17 protein-coding genes and 1 tRNA gene are annotated in these 18,361 nt (G+C 45.8%); 2 read left to right on the top strand and 16 right to left on the bottom strand.

All coding sequences use genetic code 11. The features are described from left to right. Nucleotides 1–24: 24 nt before the first annotated feature. The 12 genes from H8S18_RS04715 to H8S18_RS04660 all read right to left on the bottom strand — a co-directional run bounded on the left by H8S18_RS04715 (nucleotide 25) and on the right by H8S18_RS04660 (nucleotide 13,638). Nucleotides 25–1,014 carry a sugar phosphate isomerase/epimerase family protein gene (locus H8S18_RS04715; protein ID WP_186857148.1) on the bottom strand — a complete coding sequence of 330 codons (990 nt, stop codon included), beginning with the start codon at nucleotides 1,012–1,014 and terminating at the stop codon, nucleotides 25–27. A 21-nt stretch (nucleotides 1,015–1,035) separates the two neighbouring features. Beyond that, complete coding sequence (locus H8S18_RS04710; RefSeq protein ID WP_186857147.1) at nucleotides 1,036–2,115, bottom strand: uroporphyrinogen decarboxylase family protein; 1,080 nt, start codon at nucleotides 2,113–2,115, stop codon at nucleotides 1,036–1,038. Between the two features lie 15 nt (nucleotides 2,116–2,130). Continuing rightward, entirely contained in the window at nucleotides 2,131–3,123 is a 993-nt protein-coding gene (locus H8S18_RS04705) for an ABC transporter permease (protein ID WP_186857146.1), read from the bottom strand. A 1-nt stretch (nucleotide 3,124) separates the two neighbouring features. Continuing rightward, entirely contained in the window at nucleotides 3,125–4,606 is a 1,482-nt protein-coding gene (locus H8S18_RS04700; protein ID WP_186857145.1) for a sugar ABC transporter ATP-binding protein, read from the bottom strand. A 137-nt stretch (nucleotides 4,607–4,743) separates the two neighbouring features. Next, on the bottom strand, nucleotides 4,744–5,805 hold the full coding sequence (locus tag H8S18_RS04695; RefSeq protein WP_186857144.1) for a sugar ABC transporter substrate-binding protein: 1,062 nt from the start codon (nucleotides 5,803–5,805) through the stop codon (nucleotides 4,744–4,746). A gap of 49 nt (nucleotides 5,806–5,854) precedes the next feature. Next, the gene (locus tag H8S18_RS04690; protein WP_186857143.1) at nucleotides 5,855–6,208 is read right to left on the bottom strand and encodes an L-rhamnose mutarotase; all 354 of its coding nucleotides are present in this window, start codon (nucleotides 6,206–6,208) and stop codon (nucleotides 5,855–5,857) included. 13 nt (nucleotides 6,209–6,221) lie between these two features. Continuing rightward, the gene (locus H8S18_RS04685) at nucleotides 6,222–7,274 is read right to left on the bottom strand and encodes a uroporphyrinogen decarboxylase family protein (RefSeq protein ID WP_186857142.1); all 1,053 of its coding nucleotides are present in this window, start codon (nucleotides 7,272–7,274) and stop codon (nucleotides 6,222–6,224) included. Between the two features lie 175 nt (nucleotides 7,275–7,449). Further along, a complete protein-coding gene (locus H8S18_RS04680) occupies nucleotides 7,450–8,499 on the bottom strand; it encodes a LacI family DNA-binding transcriptional regulator (RefSeq protein ID WP_186857141.1) in 1,050 nt (349 codons plus the stop codon). A gap of 1,182 nt (nucleotides 8,500–9,681) precedes the next feature. Then, on the bottom strand, nucleotides 9,682–10,380 hold the full coding sequence (locus H8S18_RS04675; protein ID WP_186857140.1) for a DUF1361 domain-containing protein: 699 nt from the start codon (nucleotides 10,378–10,380) through the stop codon (nucleotides 9,682–9,684). Between the two features lie 474 nt (nucleotides 10,381–10,854). Then, nucleotides 10,855–10,929: transfer RNA gene (locus tag H8S18_RS04670), tRNA-Glu, on the bottom strand. 97 nt (nucleotides 10,930–11,026) lie between these two features. Beyond that, nucleotides 11,027–12,358, bottom strand: coding sequence for a type I glutamate--ammonia ligase (gene glnA, locus H8S18_RS04665; protein WP_186857139.1), 1,332 nt, complete (start codon nucleotides 12,356–12,358; stop codon nucleotides 11,027–11,029). A 137-nt stretch (nucleotides 12,359–12,495) separates the two neighbouring features. After that, nucleotides 12,496–13,638 carry a DUF3048 domain-containing protein gene (locus tag H8S18_RS04660; protein ID WP_186857138.1) on the bottom strand — a complete coding sequence of 381 codons (1,143 nt, stop codon included), beginning with the start codon at nucleotides 13,636–13,638 and terminating at the stop codon, nucleotides 12,496–12,498. 231 nt (nucleotides 13,639–13,869) lie between these two features. On the opposite strand from H8S18_RS04660, the gene H8S18_RS04655 reads away from it, so the two are divergent. Then, a complete protein-coding gene (locus H8S18_RS04655; protein ID WP_186857137.1) occupies nucleotides 13,870–14,238 on the top strand; it encodes an FtsB family cell division protein in 369 nt (122 codons plus the stop codon). Between the two features lie 73 nt (nucleotides 14,239–14,311). Beyond that, nucleotides 14,312–15,181, top strand: coding sequence for a radical SAM protein (locus H8S18_RS04650; RefSeq protein ID WP_186857136.1), 870 nt, complete (start codon nucleotides 14,312–14,314; stop codon nucleotides 15,179–15,181). 90 nt (nucleotides 15,182–15,271) lie between these two features. Here H8S18_RS04650 and H8S18_RS04645 read toward each other — a convergent pair whose 3' ends face one another. The 4 genes from H8S18_RS04645 to H8S18_RS04630 all read right to left on the bottom strand — a co-directional run bounded on the left by H8S18_RS04645 (nucleotide 15,272) and on the right by H8S18_RS04630 (nucleotide 17,954). Next, on the bottom strand, nucleotides 15,272–15,628 hold the full coding sequence (locus H8S18_RS04645; RefSeq protein ID WP_186857135.1) for a hypothetical protein: 357 nt from the start codon (nucleotides 15,626–15,628) through the stop codon (nucleotides 15,272–15,274). Between the two features lie 140 nt (nucleotides 15,629–15,768). Next, a complete protein-coding gene (locus H8S18_RS04640; RefSeq protein WP_186857134.1) occupies nucleotides 15,769–16,359 on the bottom strand; it encodes a TetR/AcrR family transcriptional regulator in 591 nt (196 codons plus the stop codon). Continuing rightward, a complete protein-coding gene (locus H8S18_RS04635; RefSeq protein ID WP_186857133.1) occupies nucleotides 16,356–16,940 on the bottom strand; it encodes a TetR/AcrR family transcriptional regulator in 585 nt (194 codons plus the stop codon). Before H8S18_RS04635 ends, H8S18_RS04640 begins: the two co-directional genes overlap by 4 nt. 162 nt (nucleotides 16,941–17,102) lie before the next feature. Continuing rightward, entirely contained in the window at nucleotides 17,103–17,954 is an 852-nt protein-coding gene (locus H8S18_RS04630; RefSeq protein ID WP_186857132.1) for a tyrosine-type recombinase/integrase, read from the bottom strand. Between the last annotated feature and the right edge of the window lie 407 nt (nucleotides 17,955–18,361).

Raw genomic sequence — 18,361 nt, 5'->3', positions numbered from 1 at the left:
TGTTCATCCTTCCCCGCTCCATTCTCAACACAAGGGGAACAAGTAGGAACGAAGCATGGCGCTTGCCTGCGTTGCATCTCCTGAACGGATGACCTCCTCTACGGACTGATCTTCCAACATCCTGTCTGCAACCTGTTCAAAACATTTCAGCCATTCAAGCGTCTCTGCTACGGCTTTTTGCCCATCCTCACGGTATGGATACTGGTCTGTGGAGACAAAGCCTTCGTACCCGTTTTTTTTGAGCCAATATATTGTTTCAAGATAGGGAATAGTATGGATGGATCCCGCAATCATATCGTCATCCCAATACCCATAGCTATCGTTCATGTGCAGATGAAACAGTTTGTTTCCATACTTTTTCAGTACGGAAACTGACTCCGCAACATTTTCATAGGCAACCAGCGCATGTCCATAATCTACAGTAATCCCACAATTCGCGCATCCTGTTTCCCGCACCATGAGCAATGTGGAATATACATTGGAAGGATAGCTCCGGTTGCGCGGCTCTTTGGGTTTATATTCCACGGATATTTTAAAATTCTTATCATAATTACAGCAATCTTTGAGGCATTCTTCGAACCATCCACGTTCCTCCATGTAGTCTGCGGTAAAATAGTAGTCGTATCCATCCTGTCCAGGCCAGAGGCTGATCAGATTGCCACCAAGCTCTTTAGATATATCAATCATCTCTTTTACATCGCTCACAGCCTTGTCCCGGACTTTTTTGTCTTTAGATGTAAAGGCTCCTTTTCCCCAAACCATTTCCCCGAAATGATCCGGAATGATGGATGCCAGTTTGAAGTTATATTTTTCGAGTTGTTCTTTAACAAGTTTCACATTCTTTGCAGTGATATGCCAATCGCTTACGAGTTCTATCCCTTCCACGCCGTCGATTCCTGCGACCCGCTCAAACATCTGTTCCACGGTAAAAGGATTCGAATATCCCCCCATCATGTACCTATCAGCACATGAGCCGACGTTCCCTAATATCACCGAATACCGTAACTTTTCCATTTTACCTGTCCTTTCCCACAATTAGTAAACTCCAACCTCCCGCAGCGCACGCAGCATCGCATCAAAATTTTCTGGTGGGATGTCGTTTGTGATGCTGTGGCTTGAAGCAAAAATATATTTACCTCCCGGTTTCATTGCTGTAATTAATTTTTCCGCCTCACGGTATGCTTCGTCCGGCGTTCCGAACGCCAACGGCCCTGCGATATCAATGTTCCCTGCAATACAGAACTGATCCTGATATTCCGACTTAATTGCGTCAATGTCCATTGAGTATGGTTCGATTGGATGCAGGCAATCAATCCCCAACTTACATATCACAGTATCCATAATCCCGTTGAGGTTTCCGCACGAATGGAAAATCACCGGAATTCCTGCGTCTTTTCCCATCTTCACCAGCTTTTGCATCCGCTCAAGCCACAATTCTTCAAACATCTCCGGGCTTACAAAAGTGCCTGACCGATAGGCAACATCGTCAGCCACCCACAGGATATCAATGCCCGCCTCAATTCCGATCTCAATCACTTTTTCATAATATTCCACACACAGATCAAGGCAACGCTCGAGCAGCGGCCTGTCTTCGTATGCCATAACGCAAAAATCCTCAAAGCCTACCAGATACTCGTAGGTGTATTGGAAAAAAGCCCCTGTAAAAAGCGTAACCGCAACATTTTTTTCCTTTGCACCCGCCACATATTCTTCTAAATAGCTTTTCCTGTATTTCAGGTCGTCTTCCCACGAAGGCTGCACTACCCGTTCAAGATCCTGCCACTGTTTGACAACTCCGCCAGTTACGGCATGAAGCTTTCCGGTCTCATCCGGCATTTTCATGGGAACCCACAATGCCTCGTACAGCACTGAGTCCTGCCCGGTATACTCAATGAGCTCCAGATAATCCCGGATATCCATCGGCGGCGGTACCATGCATCCGTTGTCTTCCGTTCCCCGCGACGCAGGCATTGTGCTCCCCACATCCCGTCCCAGAATGTGCGTCACCACACGATCCTCAATCAGGCTTTCAAAATACGGCACCCGATCCGCTATTTCTCCCCGCAGAGTCGTAAGCAACCGTTCTTTATTCGGGTTCCATAGATTTGCATTCATTTCGAAATTCCTTTCTTATTGTTTTTTCAGTACACCCCTGCGAATAACATCCATGAGCACGGCCAGAATCAATACGATGCCGTTGATAATCATCTGGTAGAAAGATTGTACGCTCAGGAGGGTCAATCCATTTTGGATCGTCGCCAGGATCAACACGCCGATAATTGTACCCGATATTCTCCCTTTGCCGCCCGATAAGCTGATGCCGCCTAAAATTACAGCGGAAAGGACTCCCATTTCAGAGCCGACGCCGTTTGATGGAATTGCCGCACCTACTTGCGATGAAGTGATAAGACCCGCAACCGCTGAACAGACTCCGCACAGTACAAGTGCCAAAAATTTGACCCGCACCACGTTGATACCTGAAAGGTAACTGGCGCTTTCGTTTCCGCCTACCGCGTATACCGTACGTCCAAAGCCAGTATGGCGCAGCAAATAATAAATCAATATGAATACAAGTACCATAATTACGATGCATATCGGTATGGTGTTCCCGATATATCCCTTTCCGATCAGATCAAAATCCGCGTTTTTGATCATAATTGTTTTTCCGCCCGCAAGCAGGTAGGCAATTCCGCGAAAGATTTGCATAGTACCCAATGTTACGATAATCGCGGGTATCTTCAGTACCGCGACTAAAACTCCGTTCACCGCGCCACAGGAAATACCTACAGCGATAGCGGCGATAATCACCACAAACAGGTTCACTTCTTCCTGCAGCAGCATCGCCGCGACAATGCTTGCAAGCGTTGCCGTCGCATACTGCGAAATATCCATGGCGCCAAGAAGCATCGCCACGGTTACGCCCGCACCCATCACGCCAATGATGGATGAATAGATTCCAATGTTCAAGAAGTTATTTACTGTGAAAAAGTGAGGGGACAGCAGCCCAAAGATGATACACATTATAATGTACACAATAACCAGGCTGAATGTGGTACCCGAATTTTTGATCGCGCCAATAAGTCCCTTCCTTTCTTCTTTGATCCCCGTTGTTTTAACTGTCATTTTATTCTCCCCCTATCGCTAAAAACATCAGTTTTTCCTGGCTGAATTCGTTCCGTGTGCATTCGCCCGCAATTTTCCCCTCATGGACGACGAGTATCCGATCCGCAATTCCCATGATTTCCGGCATTTCTGACGAAATCATAACAATTCCTATTCCCATTTTGCAAAGGTCTTCCATCATTTTATAAATTTCTACTTTTGCCCCTACGTCAACTCCCCGCGTTGGTTCATTGAGGATTAAAACCCGGGGCTGATCGAGCATCCACTTTGCAATGACCACCTTTTGCTGATTCCCGCCTGAAAGCGAGTCTACCGGCGTTTCCATATCCGGCGTTTTGATGCTGAGCCTGTCAATCCATTCCCTTACCATTTCACGTTCCCGGCTTGTATCAAGGCCAATGCCTTTGCGCATTTTCTTCAGGTAGGCATACGTCATGTTTTCCTTTACAGAAGCGGAAAGAACCAAGCCGTCTTTCTTTCGTTCACGTGGGACGTATGCAATTTTAGCTTCAATGGCATCCTGAGGATTTTTCATGAGAACCTGCTTTCCATCTACCATAACACTGCCGCCGAGCACTTGGTGCTTTCCAAAAATCGTTTCTACAATTTCCGTGCGTCCTGAACCCATGAGGCCAAAAAGCCCAACAATCTCGCCCTCCTTTACTTCAAACGATACTCCATGTACATCCGTCCCCGTCAAATCCTGCACCGACATAATAGTTTTGCCATGTTTAATTTCTTCCTTGGGATACATATCACCAATGGTTCTGCCAACCATCATGGTCACGAGTTCGTTTACATTTGTTTTTGCTGTATCCACGGTTCCGATATATTTTCCATCCCTCAGAACCTCAATCCGATTCGATATCTCAAACAGTTCATCCATTTTATGAGAGATGAATACGATAGAAATTCCATCTCGTACCAGCTCCCGCAAAAGTTTAAAAAGCGTTTGTGTCTCCACCTCATTGAGGGCTGACGTCGGTTCATCCATCACCAGCACCTTGTTTTTTTTAGAGAGCACTTTTGCTATTTCCATCATTTGCTTTTCCGCAATCGAAAGATTCGACACTTCCGTTTTAGGGTCATGTTTTAAGCCAACAATACTGAGAAGTTCCTGCGTATCCGCATACAATTTTTTGTAGTTTACGCGTCCCATTTTTATGGGCAGATTTCCCAGAAAAATATTTTCAGCAATGCTCAGATCATCCAGATAATTGAGTTCCTGGTACATCACGGCAATGCCTTTCTCTATCATTTCACCTGGGTTTCTCGGCTCTAGCTTTTCATTTTCGAGATAAATTTCCCCTTCGTCTGGCACATATGCACCCGATAAAATTTTCATCAGGGTTGATTTACCCGCGCCATTCTCGCCAAGCAACGCAAGTATCTCACCCTTTTCCAAATCGAGATTTACGCCGCTTAGGGCAGTTACACCGGGAAACCGTTTTGTGATATTTTTCATTTCCAGTAATTTTTCCATATTTTCACCGCCAGTTTCATCCTGCTTTTCAGACTATAGGGAACCGTTCCACCACTCTTTTGCATCCTGGTTCCGACCTCATATTCAGGGCAATGCAGGGGAGTATGCATTGCCCTACCACTCATTCAGTTCAAAGATTACTGTGGATAAAATTCTTCAATGTTCTCTTTCGTGATAAAAATGTTTTCAACATAGGTTTCTGGTTCCGGCGTACCGCCGTTCATAAGCGTATCGATGATGTCGAAAACATAGTTGCCATAAGTTTCCGGGAAATAGCCCGTAGAGCCGATCCATGCGTTGTCTTCATCCTTACGCAGGTTTTCGATCGCCGGATCGTCACAACCCTGCCCCACGATCAGGCAATCAGGCGTCCTGTTAGAAGTCTCTACCGCAGCATTCATGCCCATTGCGGCCTGATCATTCACGCAGCACATCAGGATATGTTTCGCATCCGGATGCGCAGTAAGGAAATCTGTTGTAAGCGACTTGGTTTCCACCGTCGCGTCTGTTGACTGGGGATTGACCCAGACGACATTGCTGTCATCAATTTCAATGCCCGCATCGCGCACTGCGTCAATTACACCATAGATCCTCTGCTTTAATACTTCGCCCGTACTCTCCGTATAAGATACGAGGATATAATCAAGCTGATTATCCCAGTTATTCTTAATGTAATCCGCAGCTGCTTCACCCGTTACGGTACCTGCTCCATAGTTATTGACACCCATGAAATAGGAATTGTCCTGAAATTCTTCCGAGATCGGAATGTCAATGGAAATCAAGGGCACTCCCGCTTCCTTGCATTTTTCAGCCATCGCCTGCGTTGCCGCGTCTACCCAGGTTGAATCGACGATCACATCGGCCCCTTGCGCAAGGAACGTATCTACGTTTTGCAGGGCCGTCGTAGCGTCACCTTCCGTATCGCTCTTCAAAAGCTTTGCGCCGATTTTATCCGCGTTTTCCTGCATATTGTCGCTGATGCTCTTTGAGAATGCAACCGCATCGGAATAAGCATTATATCCGATGATCAGCTGACTATCCCCACTGTCCGCCGCTGGTTCCGTAGAGTCTGCTACGCCGTCCGAGGCCGGAGTTTCGGAGACCACAGTACTCGTAGCAGGTCCCTGGGTAGAGCATGCAACCGCGAAGGCAGCGCATAAAACAATTGCTATTACCATTACCAATAGTTTCTTTTTCATTATTTTCCCTCCATTTTTTCTTGTCCTGACTCCCCTTGTATTTTTCCCTTTACTCAGCTGAACATAATTTGGATTGTTCCGCCAAATCAAAAATCTGTTCCAGTGAAATTGTTTCCGTCCCATCAAATTTAGGCTGTCCTGCGAAGAATCCGCTCATCAGTTCCTGCCAGCGGAGGTTGTCCTCCATGGTCGCAAGCCGGCGATAGCATTCGTCAAGATCTTCACATCCTACGACCATAATTGCATAGTTTCTCCAAATGTACACATTGCATAGTTCCATTCCCGCTTCACGCAAGACTTTGAGCTGTGTTTTCCATTCTGTTTTATGCGCATTCCTGTGATACTCACTGTAATCCTTTACGTGTTCCGGTTTCAGTTCATTCACAACGCAGTAAAGTTTCATATCAATGCCCTCCTTATTCAAAAAATTTCGGAGAATATTCATATGCCGTCTTGTACAGCATTACCATATTTTCCGCCGGGACTTCACCCATTAGCAGATCATGTGTGGGCGCAACAATCATTTTTCCGTCGTAGCCAAGGATATCGATCATATCCTTCACGCCCTGCTTAACCTCGCTTGGAGTACCGTTTGAAAGAAGCTCGTTGTAATCAATTCCGCCAAAAAATACGATATCTTTCCCGAATTCGCGTTTCAGCTTTTGAGGATCCATCCCCGGACAATTCACCTGGATCGGATTCACAATCTCAATTCCGATATCGATCAAGTCTGGGATGATAGAGGTAATATCCCCACACGAATGCATGGCTACCTTCATACCGTATTTATGTCCTTGGTCGGCCAGCTTTTTTTGAAGTGGTTTCAGATACTTGCGCCACATATCGGGGTCCATCAGCAGGCCGCGTGTAATTCCATAGTCGTTCGCAAACCAGTACATATCAATATATTGGGCATATTTCGGAAACAGCCGTTCATTGATTTCAAGATGAAAATCAAGGCACCTCTCAATCAGTCCCATAGCAAGTTCCGGGTTAATATACATATCCATAAGCAATTTTTCCATACCTACGAGTTCATAAGCCTCAATGAAAAAGGGCGCCCACTCCCCACCAATGATTGCGTAATCTTTTGAAAGCGCTATTTCCTCCGGCGTAAACTCCACATCAAACAGATCGGGTGACGGCCATTCGAATTTATCAAGCTCACGCACATCTTCTATCTGCTCCAACGGGTGATTCAATGCCGTCCCCCAAAATCCGCCGCCACGGCGGATTCCCCAGATGGAATCAAAGGTGCCGTCCTCATAGCGAGCGAGTTTCGGTCCAATATATTTGGGTCGGATCGTGCGGAAATCCGCATGGATTTCCTGCATCATCTGTTCTTCCGTTTCTACGCCAAGAAGTTTCATGATATTATGTGTGAGGTCAGGCTCTGCTCCATACCACATAGGTAGACGGTCGATTGGTTTTCCTTCCATTGCATGATAAAACCTTGTTTTTGAATCCATTGTTCCCCCTCCTTTTAACCTGTTATTAAATTTAAAACGTTTTATTTTTTTGATTATACTTCGCCTTCGGTATTGTTCTGTGCCCCCGAATTTTGGTTGCACGAAGCATGCGTTTTGAAAAACGCCGTTTCAAAAATTGTTTTGTTATCTTTGCGTGTTTACCGGGATTTCACTATTACCGGTTTTTGATCCGTTCCGGGAGTTTACAGGAATCCCGGAATACAAGTCCTTGCTCTAATGTGATTTCATGTACGATTTTTGTTCTACGTTTCATGAGCTGACGGATGACATCCCAGCTCGTTTTACCGATTGTTTCCATATCCTGTTCCACTGTGGTAAGGGTGGGAAAGGTATGGTTGGAAAGTGTGATGTTATCAAAGCCGACAATTCCTATGTCGTGCGGAATGCGGAAACCAGCCTCTTTTACCGCGTCCATAACGCCTACCGCGATGAGGTCTGAGGACGTGAGCAGAACCTCTGGCAATTCTGAACGTTTCCGCTCATTTAAAATCTTTTTCATCAGTTTATAACCGTTCTGATTTTTTTCAAGCTGCAGGTCTTTGGAGAGCCATACGCAGCTTTCATCCACCGCGAGTCCGTTTCCTTTCATAGCTTGCAGGAATCCCTGATAGCGATCCGCAATATTGGTCATGGCAAGTGTTTCTGACATATAGCCGATTTTTCGATAGCCCGCCTCTTTCAGCACGGCTACCATTTCCATAAGCGCACTGCAGTTATCGAATTGCACTGCCGACAGCCCACTCCCCTCAATTCGGCGGTCGATAAGCAAAACAGGCACCTTTTGTGCCACCTCCTTTACCAGCTCGTTATCCTCGACACCACCCATGATACCGATCGCCTCCACTCGGCGGTCGATAAGCATATTGAGAAGCTTTTCTTCATATTGTGGCCTGTTTTTGAAGCACGTGATAAGCGCCGTATAATTTTCTTTATAGGCTGCATCCATAAGCGCCTGAATCGTCTTGGCATAGTATTCATTCATAATATCTGGAACCACGATTCCAATAGAATGCGTCCTGCCTGTACGAATACTGCGCGCCGCATCATTGGGTGAATAAGACAGAATTCCTATTGCTTCTTCAACCTTGCGTTTCGTCTTTTCCGATACGTTGGCCGCATGGTTGAGTACATTTGAAACTGTTCCGATAGAGACATTGGCCTGTTTCGCAACGTCTATGATGGTGGCTGCCCTTTTGCGAATCATTTCGTCGATTTAAAACCTTTCAAATTTTGATGACGCATTCTGTTCCTATACTATATAAAAGGATCAATCTCTTTAATTTTTACTTGAATAGATAATTTATAAATAAATTGTGTGTGTTTTCGTTATATTTCATCTATTATTTATATTATATTTTATATTTCTATAAAAATCAACACTTTTTTTAGGAATTTGAAACGTTTTATATTTTGCCACCGAATATGCTCCTAAAAAATAGAAAAAATGCCGTTTCCAAAGCGTTCCTGTCTGCTTCTCTTCTTAGCGTGCAGATCCGATTCAATTTTGAATTTCACACCTGCAGAGGTAACAATGTTCTAATAAAATCCCCTGAATGTCTTGAAAACAAAGGATTTTATTGCAATGTATTCGCAGCACACAAACTTACTCTTTTCCCTGACTGTTCATAATAACAGAGGCAAGGGCAAGAAAATTTCATAACAAGATATAACAGAGTATGACAATCGGAGAACTGTAATGTATGTGCGAATATATTATGACAGAGGATCTTTTAATGACAAGTACATCTATGATGATAAAAAGGGCTAGGGTACGAACTGCGAGAGGATTGAACAATAATATAGATAATATAATGGAGTTTCTATCGTTTACAATATAATAATACATATTGTCAAGCAGGAGGATAAAATTTGCATACAATGAATCAGATCGTAACCTATAATATAAAGTCGCTACGAGAAAAAATGAATTGAGTATGGATGAACCTTCAAAATTAAGCGATGTTAGTATGTTGGCACAGATTGAGCGGGGAGGTGGTAATCCTGCAGTTTTTGGTGTCGGCAAGCTGTTCTTTTCGCTTCGGCAATACGGTGTCCTGCAAATGACGGGTTTCCTTTGCCTTATTCTATTATCATTAGCTGCTACACGGTGTGGAACTCTACCATATCTCTGGCAAAAGGTTCTGTAAGAAAGACAAAGGATGGGACAGACGCTTTTATATCAAGAATGAAAACGTGGGGAAGGTGCAGAAAGAGTTTGTTGATACAAAGAGGAAACGAAAGCCATGCTACGCAAGGCGATAGCGGACTATGAGGGAAAACATTTGTCGTGCATTTCATCCTTATACTCCCTTGCCCCGATTATATTTTCTTCATTTATGTATATTCTTTTTTGATGGGATAAACTTCCGAACCAGTTTCCACGGATTTATCTGACGGTAAGGACCGGCCATACAACGATCAGGTACATGATGAGGAAGAAAACCGTATAGCAGGCCATAAATACAAACAATTCTTTTTTCTTGCCCGGCTGCGCGAAATGCTTCTTCAGAATGCCGATAAAGCGGCGCGGCTTGAGGATATCCCAACTATTGAAGCGCAAATACCGCCCGATATAGATGCCGAAGCTAATCAAGAGGAATACCACGCTAATAATAATCCAGAGGTTCCTGTTATTGACAAACCCCAGATCAAACGCATTGCTTGGATGGACAATCACCGCATAGATTAATTGGAGCATCATCACATTGAGCAAAGTGTTCATCACACCAGACATAGAAAGGGACAATACGGCGATGATGTCGTACCATATAGGGACTTCCTTTTTATCTACTGTTCTATGATTTAAGTTAAGCTCCGTCACCAGATATCCGGCATTTGGAAGAAGCATCAGCCACGAAGCCACTCCTACGATTCCGATTACGAATCCCAAGATGGGGTTTACGTAAGCCAGAACAGCGATCATCAGGACGATTGTCGTAATCAGCACCAAAAGCGGCAGCAGGGACAGCCCCATGTTTTTCAGCATTGGTTTATAGAGTTTTACCCCGAAAAGCCTGGGCCGCAGCACAATAAGCAATACCGCGAACAAATTGATAGCGGCGATCCCCAGAATCAATATAAACATTATGTGCCCTCCTTTCAGTCACGATAATTTCAACATAAACGCCTGTGCCCATTCTAAACGTTTATATTAAATGGAACTATATTTACCGGATATAAAAAGGCGGCTGGCAAGTCCAGCGCAATGCAGGCTTCGCATGGGGGAAATTGAACGAAAATGATCTCCTGTTCCCATCACCCGCTTTCGCAAGAGGTGTTAAGCAAGCGAAAGATGAGCGAATGTTTTAGCCGGGAGCATGGAGGAGCAACAATGGAGTGAACGCAAAAGCCCTCGGTATGCACCGCGGGCTTTCTATACAGCGTAGTTTGCCGCGGCATGTGCCATTGATATAAAATAGGTACAGATAAAATGGCCCCGGCGAACTCATTTCGCTAACGCTCCATTCGAATTCGCCGGGGAAGAGGATGCGCAGCATCGCAGCAAACAAAAATCCCGCGCGTTTGCGCGGGATTTTTGTTTGCGGAGCTTACTCCGGCGTGGTGACCCCACCGGGAATCGAACCCGAGATTCAGCCGTGAGAGGGCTACGTCTTAACCGCTTGACCATGGGGCCATCCTTTTTTGATAGCACTAATAATTTTAGTAGATAATGGCTGATTTGTCAACAAAAAAATATGCCGGCCCGGAATTTTCCAGACCGGCGCACGTGCCTAATATCTTGTCAGGTAATGCTGGCGCTCCCACTCATGGACACAGGTGGAGTAATCGGCCCACTCCTGTTTTTTGCCTTTGAGGTATTTTTCATATGTTCCGTTTCCGAGGACTTCCCGCATCAACGGATCTTCCTTGAAATCATTGATCGCGTCGAACAGATTCTGCGGTACGCGGCGAATCATATGCTTTTTCTTTTCCTCTTCCGACAGGGTATAAATATTCTTATTTACCGGCGGCGGCGGCGTAAGCCCTTCGCGGATTCCCTCCAACCCGGCCGCAAGCGCGCCTGCATACGCGAGGTAAGGATTGGCCGTTGGGTCTGGATTGCGCATCTCGATTCTGGTCGCCGCGCCGCGCGCGAACGGTACGCGAATCAGCGGGCTGCGGTTCTTTGCCGACCATGCAATATAGCACGGTGCTTCAAAGCCCGGCACAAGGCGCTTATAGGAATTGATCGTCGGGTTGGTGAGCAGAGACAGGCCGCGCGCATGCTTGAGTATGCCCGCCATAAAACCGTAGGCTTCTTTGGAAAGCCCGAGCTCATCGGATTTATCACAGAATGCATTCCCCTCTCCCGTGCACAGGGACATATTAATATGCATCCCGCTTCCGGCAATGCCGTAAATCGGCTTGGGCATAAACGTTGCATGGCGGTGATGATCCTGCGCAATGCGTTTGACAACAATTTTAAAGGTCATGACGTCATCTGCCATTTTGAGCGCATTTCCGTATTTAAAATCAATCTCGTGCTGCCCTGCCGCACATTCATGATGGGACGCTTCGATCTCGAAACCCATTTCTTCCAGTGCAAGGCAAATATCCCGGCGCGCTGCGCCGCCCATGTCGAGGGGGGCAAGGTCAAAATATCCGCCGTCATCGTTTGTCTCGATTGTCGCCTTATTATGCTCATCCTTGTGGAACAGAAAAAATTCGCATTCCGGGCCAACATCCATTGTATAGCCCATTTCTTTTGCTTTCGCAAGCTGGCGCTTTAAAATATGCCGCGGGCATCCTTCATATGGCGTTCCATCCGGCATATAAACGTCGCAGATAAACCGCGCGGTACGTCCCTTGGGGTTTGACCACGGAAAAATCTCAAAGGTATCAAGATCGGGGAGCAGCATCATATCCGACTCTTCAATACGCGCAAAGCCATCGATAGATGAACCGTCAAACATGCATCCCTGCTCGATGATGCTGTCAAGCTTCGAGGTCATAACCGTTATATTCTTCAGTATTCCAAAGATATCGGTGAACTGCAGGCGCAGGAACTTGATATCATTTTCATCGATAATCTTATGTAATTCTGCCTTCGTATATTTTGGCATTCTATTCTCCTCCGTATTTAACGATATTACTATTATATATGAAATCCTGTTATTTGCGCAACCAATAATAAAGGCTGCTCTTGCGAGCAGCCTTTTCCGTCCTGAAATTTATTTGCTTTTTACTGGCGGGGAATGCCTCAGTTTGCTTCTCCGCTGATCGTTTCCTCCGACCCGTCTGCGTATGTGACATTTACGTCCTTATCCGACGAGAGCATGGAAATCCAGGTGTTTCCGGGCGCGAGCGTGATTTCTTCCGCGCTTTCCAGCTTGTAGGAAGTTGCGCTATCATACGTCGGACGCTCCCACGTTCCTTTCATCAGCTTGCCGTGGATCACGAAGAGCGCGTCTCCGCTGCCCTTTACGTCTACGATCCGGCGGTCGCTGCCCGGGCCGTCGTTTGCAGCCGAATCATTTACGAACTGCACAATCACGTTCTGGACCTCAATCTGGTCTCCTGTCGCGGCATCCGTGTGTTCCTTGCCCCTCGTTGAGCGGAGGAGCTTATCTTTGGCACTATCATACTCATACGATGCCAGCGCGGTTTTATTCCCAAAAAAATTCAACCCAATTTCTGAAATTTCCGGCTGGTCCGCATAATCCTGCTGCGGATAGAACGTAAAGGACTGGAGCGCCTGCGGCTCGTAATCGTAAACGTCAAGTGCTTCCATAAGGTCGATCCCCGCATAATCAGACTGGGAATAGCCGTCTTTCAGCGGGAAGAACAGCCCTTCATTGGAGGCATGCCTGCCCGCGCCATTGATGCGCTGTTGGATATGTTCGCTGCTGGAACCCCAGATATCGGTTTCGTCCTTTGAGGTCTGGTCCGGCCCTCCCATGTGCACATAAAGGGCATCCCATTCCTCCTGGATCCACTGGTGGTAATACCGCGAAGAACGTACCGGCCCAACAACCAGCTCTTCGGGAGCGTCTCCGTTGATCTGGTCGTTATAAAGTGCGGTAAGCCGCGTATCGCTGCCGTCAACATCCGTCTCATAGACAATATCTGCATAGCTGATCCCAGTCTGCGGACGGGCTGCGTCCGCATTGTCAATTTGTACCATAATGGGTTTATACGTCGTGTTGCCCGGAAGCCCCGTTGTCGGCGATACATCCGTCGGCACCGCATCGGGAGTCGTGGTAGCAGCTTCCGTAGGCTGCGGCGTTTCCGCCGTAATTACGGTCGGCTGTACCGACGGTTCTTCCTCCGCAGGCTTGGAGCAAGCCGCGAATATGCTGCATGCCAGAAGAACTGCAAGCATTACGATTAAAATTTTCTTCATAAAATACAGAACCTTTCTTTTTGTTTTCCCTGCAGCCCGGTATAACCGGACTATTTGCAGCCAGTTTGTTGAATCTGCAAAATCAGGTATTATTATAGCACTTACTTCATACTTTTTAAACACTTTCGTAAAAAATTAAGATTAAGCCTCCCCCCTGCGGGTATTGGAATTTTGCTTGAAGAACAGGTCGGAGTGTGTTATGTTATAGATAATCAGTGGAGGATTTGCCCTATGGCAAAGAAGAAAAAAACATTTCGTTTTAACCGAATTAAAATATTTGTTTTGCTAGGTGTACTTGTGTACGCCAGTTTAACGTTCTTCAACCAGCAAACAATCCTTGCCACCCAGCAAACCAAACAGCAGCAATTGCTTGAAGAACAGGACGCACTGAACAAAGAAATTGACTATTATAAAAATGAACGGGATTACATCGGAAGCGACGAGTATGTGGAGCGTGAAGCGCGCGAACGTCTCGGTTGGCTGAAGCCCGGAGAAAAAAAATATGTATTCCCGGAAAACGGCGATTCCGCATCCGCGGCCCCTTCGGACGGTGTGGAGCCATCAGCCACTCCCGATCCATCGGCTCAGCCAAGTGAATAAAAACCTGTCCGCTACCCGGCCGGCAGGTTTTTTTGGTGTTGTTTGCACCAAGCGCACGAAAGGAGAGATACTCATGCAATATGAAGGCGATATTTATCGTCCGCCGAGCGAGGCGCGCAGTTTAATTATACAGGCCACAATCGGTTGTTCCCACAATCGCTGTACCTTTTGCAGTATGTATCGGGGAAAGAAATTCCGTATTCGTCCGGTGGAGGATATTCTTGCGGATCTTAGAGAGATGGCGAAATTCTATCCCGGCGCGCGGCGTATCTTTCTTGCAGACGGCGATGCGCTGATTCTTCCCACAAAAAATTTGCTTGCTGTTCTTTCGCATATTCGCGTCCTCTTTCCGGCCGATACCCGTGTTGCCGTATACGCTTCGCCCCGCAGCGTTCTCTTGAAATCCAGAGACGAGCTCAGGGAGCTCCACGCAGCCGGTTTGGGCATCGCTTATCTTGGCTTGGAGTCTGGCAGCGACGAAGTGCTGCGGCGCGTTTGCAAAGGAATGACCGCCAAAGAAATCATTTCCGCCGGCCTTCAGGTAAAAGCAGCCGGAATTCCACTTTCCGTTACAGCCATCAGCGGAATCGGCGGCAAGGAGCTTTGGCGCGAACATGCCGTTTGCAGCGGGGAAGCCTTTACCGAAATGAAACCCGACTACATCGGGTTGCTCACACTGATGCTCGAGAAAGGAACTCCTCTTTTTGCACAGGCCGCGGCAGGCATATTCCATCCGTTATCCCCGGAGGAAGTTGCGCTTGAGACGCTTATCATGCTGGAACACATGGACTGCGAAGGCAGTGTGTTCCGCAGCAACCATGCATCCAATTATGTCTCTTTGCGTGGGACGCTCAATGCGGACCGTCCTGCGATGATTCGCGCTTTAAAGGACGCCCTGGAAGGAAAAACGGCATATAAAAAGGAATATCTGCGCATGTTATAACCATTTAAATACATGGGCCGTCTGGCATTCAGGCTGCTTTTGCATTCCTTTACGGTTGAAAGCGGCAGGCTATAAAATTTTGTTTCTTGCTTATTTTATCCTGCATTGTTCACGTTGTCCAAGACAAAGCCAACGAAACGAAAACGGTATATCGGCAGGACAGGAACGCAAGACAAGTGGATTATAAAATAAAATTGCGGCATGAAAGCTTCTACTCAGGAAGAATTTTGCCATATCAATGCGAAACAAAAAATTACAAAACCGGGAAAAGCCCAGCACAGAAATGGAGGCGGGCGGGCTAAAAGGCGCATAGCCGCTCAATTTACCCGGATCTGCAGGCAGGAGAATAGCGCTGTCAAATATTGTAACAGCATCGGTAAAGATTGGGAAACAAGGCGGCGCTCCTAAATATTTCTTAAATATTTCACCGGATGTCTTTTTATTCATAATTATTTAATAATTTTAATATTTAATATTCATAATTCTACCTTATAATAAAAATATAAGATTTTTTTCATATTCTTCCTCATAACGGAAGCGCCGCAAGGCGCTTCTTTATATTTAACCTCCACTATTTTACAGGCGCCTTACTCCTCCTCAATTTTCAGATGGAGGATATCTTCTACGATAATACGGACGAATGGTCCAAGGCTTCCTTCCAAAATAATAGCCCGGTTCATCATACGAAGAATAAGGCCGTTTAAAATTGCGTTGACTGCATCGAACACATCCTCCTGTTTTTCTTCCAGAATTCCACACCGGGTAAAATAATCTTTTGCGACTTTCCTAAAATCAAGACTGATCCGCCTGCGGCGCTCCTCCGCGTACTTGTCGGGCAGCCCTTCCCCCACATCCGAATAAAGCAATAACCCGTAGCTGGGATTTTTTACCAGAAAACGAATCGTTTCCTCAAAAATCACCAAAAACGGCTCCTCTTGTCTTCTCTTTCGGAGCATAACGGCGAGGTAGCTTCCTAATTGCACAAGCACCTCCGTAATGATGCCTTCCATCAGATTTTCTTTATTCTCAAAATACCGGTAAGGCGCTTGGTGTGTGAGCCCGCACTTTTCCGCCAGTTTTCTGGCCGAAAACGCTTCCAGGCCGTCTTCTTTTATCATGACCAATGCCGTGTTGAGCAATATTTCCCTTGTCTTGTTAAGCTCTCCATGTCTTGTCATTTTATGCCTCCCCCGGCGACCGTTCCATCCATACAGGAAAGACCTGTCTTTAAAATCCCTTCAATACGCGTCTCTGCGCCGACGCTGTCTTTTTCAATCGTATACGGCATCCCCTCCATCAGGGCTGCCAGAACCATTTGCTTGTAAAGCATGGTATTCCGCTCATCATCTTCATTGGTCACAAACGGATAATCTTTAATATATTGCCAGGCCTCCCCATCATCTTCAATATAGTATTGCGTCATCGGCGCTTTGGAAAAAATTTGGTGCAGAAGGTGGAAATACTGCCTGTAATAAGAATAATACTCTTTTTCCAGCTTGATAAGCCTTCCCAGGGGGTCTTTTTCCCGCATCACTGAATCAGAATGGAGCCGCTCCATCATCCCGCGCAGGATCCTGTGCCGGACTTCATTCATAAAATCATTCGCATCTTCAAAGTAATTGTAAGGTCCCTTTGGCGACATCCCACACTCTTTGGCAAGTCTTCGGATTGAAAAATTTTTAATTCCTTCCCTGCAAATCAGCTCAATGCCTGTTTCTATCAATTTCTTTCTTGTTTCCTTACTTTTTTGCTCTCTCATTTTCTTGTCTGCTTTCTTTTTCGATTGATCTTATCATAACATATAAAACATTCCCAATCTATTCATGTATTATTTTTTCCTGTTTCAGACCGGCGCGGATTTTATGCTCATTTCTATCCGGCCGGTCTCTAAATTTCAGTGCAAACAGGTTTCTTGCCAATTTTATAAATCTACCTGCTCAATTTTTGCTTTTTTCTCCGCATTCGACGTCCTCGTATAGATACGGGTCGTATCGATGCTCGTATGCCCGAGAACATCGGCAAGCGTTACAATATCGTTGGTTTTTTCAATAAACCGTTTCGCAAACAAATGACGTAAGTTATGTGCAAATAATTTTTCCCGGGGAATCCCAACTCTCGTACCAAGTTCCTTCATCGCCGAGCAGATGTAGGATCGGCTGATTACTTCCCGGCCGTTCCGTCCTTCAAAGATTACTCCCCCCATAATATCGTTATTTGCACAATAATCCGCCAGCATGTGCCGAATATTTTCTTTCAGAACCACATTGCGGATTTTTCCCTTGTTGATGATACGTGCTTCACCATGTTTCACGGCATCCACAGTAATATATTTCAGCTCTCCCACGCGAATTCCCGTCCCGGCGAGTGTGCGGATGATATAATACATTTTTTCATTTCGCATTTTTGCCGCTGTCAAAAGTTTTTTATATTCATCCATGGTCAATACATTCTCCACACTGTTTGATTTCTGCTGCTTCAACTTTTTTAGTTTCATGGCTTCAAACCCCATAAAGGCAAAAAGACCATTCAGCGATCTGATGATTAAATTGATGGTTGACGGTGAATATTTCGGCAATAGCCATTGTTTGAACTCCACGAGCTCGATTTTACCAAATTCTTCCCGTTTCCGCTCGTCGCGGATATAGTGGATGAACGTATCGATATGCCGCGCATATGCTTTTGCCGTGTTCTTCGCCTTTTCCTGCGTCAGCAAGTATTCCATATATTCTTTTTTCTTTTGCCCTGTTTCCTTTAAGGTTATCGTTTGGCCCATCTCTTCCTCCTCTTTTATTGCGTTAATCTACGCATAATTAACATAACCTCAAAATATGGACAAAGCATGTATAGTTTTTGAATAGGCTGTTTCCGGTGCATTAAAAAATTGCGCGCGGTAATATGCCCTTTTTCTTTCTTGAACACACCTGCCACCGCCCATACGGTCCCCTTCCCTCATCTCAATTATAGAAAATCAATTTAATTTATTCACAACCGCGTCTGTATTTTTAACACATACCCATTTTCCCGCAGGAAACAGCAACATACCGTGCAATACGCAAAACATCGTACCGCTTTTGTGCGTACCGGGAAGCTCTTTTCAGGGAAATGCCATCCGGGGTTTTCTTCGAATTATTGCGGCTATAGAATAGTATAAAAAAATACCTTGCCAAAAGACATACCTAT

Source organism: Christensenella tenuis (assembly GCF_014287795.1).
Classification (GTDB): domain Bacteria; phylum Bacillota; class Clostridia; order Christensenellales; family Christensenellaceae; genus Christensenella; species Christensenella tenuis.
Note: the sequence above shows the minus strand (reverse complement) of the source record. Positions and strands in the feature narration are given on the sequence as shown.

Bases quoted from the DNA above. Each gene is read 5' to 3' on its own strand.
- H8S18_RS04715 (WP_186857148.1), bottom strand. From the start codon at position 1,014: ATGGAAAAGTTACGGTATTCGGTGATATTAGGGAACGTCGGCTCATGT.
- H8S18_RS04710 (WP_186857147.1), bottom strand. From the start codon at position 2,115: ATGAATGCAAATCTATGGAACCCGAATAAAGAACGGTTGCTTACGACT.
- H8S18_RS04705 (WP_186857146.1), bottom strand. From the start codon at position 3,123: ATGACAGTTAAAACAACGGGGATCAAAGAAGAAAGGAAGGGACTTATT.
- H8S18_RS04700 (WP_186857145.1), bottom strand. From the start codon at position 4,606: ATGGAAAAATTACTGGAAATGAAAAATATCACAAAACGGTTTCCCGGT.
- H8S18_RS04695 (WP_186857144.1), bottom strand. From the start codon at position 5,805: ATGAAAAAGAAACTATTGGTAATGGTAATAGCAATTGTTTTATGCGCT.
- H8S18_RS04690 (WP_186857143.1), bottom strand. From the start codon at position 6,208: ATGAAACTTTACTGCGTTGTGAATGAACTGAAACCGGAACACGTAAAG.
- H8S18_RS04685 (WP_186857142.1), bottom strand. From the start codon at position 7,274: ATGGATTCAAAAACAAGGTTTTATCATGCAATGGAAGGAAAACCAATC.
- H8S18_RS04680 (WP_186857141.1), bottom strand. From the start codon at position 8,499: ATGATTCGCAAAAGGGCAGCCACCATCATAGACGTTGCGAAACAGGCC.
- H8S18_RS04675 (WP_186857140.1), bottom strand. From the start codon at position 10,380: ATGTTTATATTGATTCTGGGGATCGCCGCTATCAATTTGTTCGCGGTA.
- glnA (WP_186857139.1), bottom strand. From the start codon at position 12,358: ATGCCAAAATATACGAAGGCAGAATTACATAAGATTATCGATGAAAAT.
- H8S18_RS04660 (WP_186857138.1), bottom strand. From the start codon at position 13,638: ATGAAGAAAATTTTAATCGTAATGCTTGCAGTTCTTCTGGCATGCAGC.
- H8S18_RS04655 (WP_186857137.1), top strand. From the start codon at position 13,870: ATGGCAAAGAAGAAAAAAACATTTCGTTTTAACCGAATTAAAATATTT.
- H8S18_RS04650 (WP_186857136.1), top strand. From the start codon at position 14,312: ATGCAATATGAAGGCGATATTTATCGTCCGCCGAGCGAGGCGCGCAGT.
- H8S18_RS04645 (WP_186857135.1), bottom strand. From the start codon at position 15,628: ATGAATAAAAAGACATCCGGTGAAATATTTAAGAAATATTTAGGAGCG.
- H8S18_RS04640 (WP_186857134.1), bottom strand. From the start codon at position 16,359: ATGACAAGACATGGAGAGCTTAACAAGACAAGGGAAATATTGCTCAAC.
- H8S18_RS04635 (WP_186857133.1), bottom strand. From the start codon at position 16,940: ATGAGAGAGCAAAAAAGTAAGGAAACAAGAAAGAAATTGATAGAAACA.
- H8S18_RS04630 (WP_186857132.1), bottom strand. From the start codon at position 17,954: ATGGGCCAAACGATAACCTTAAAGGAAACAGGGCAAAAGAAAAAAGAA.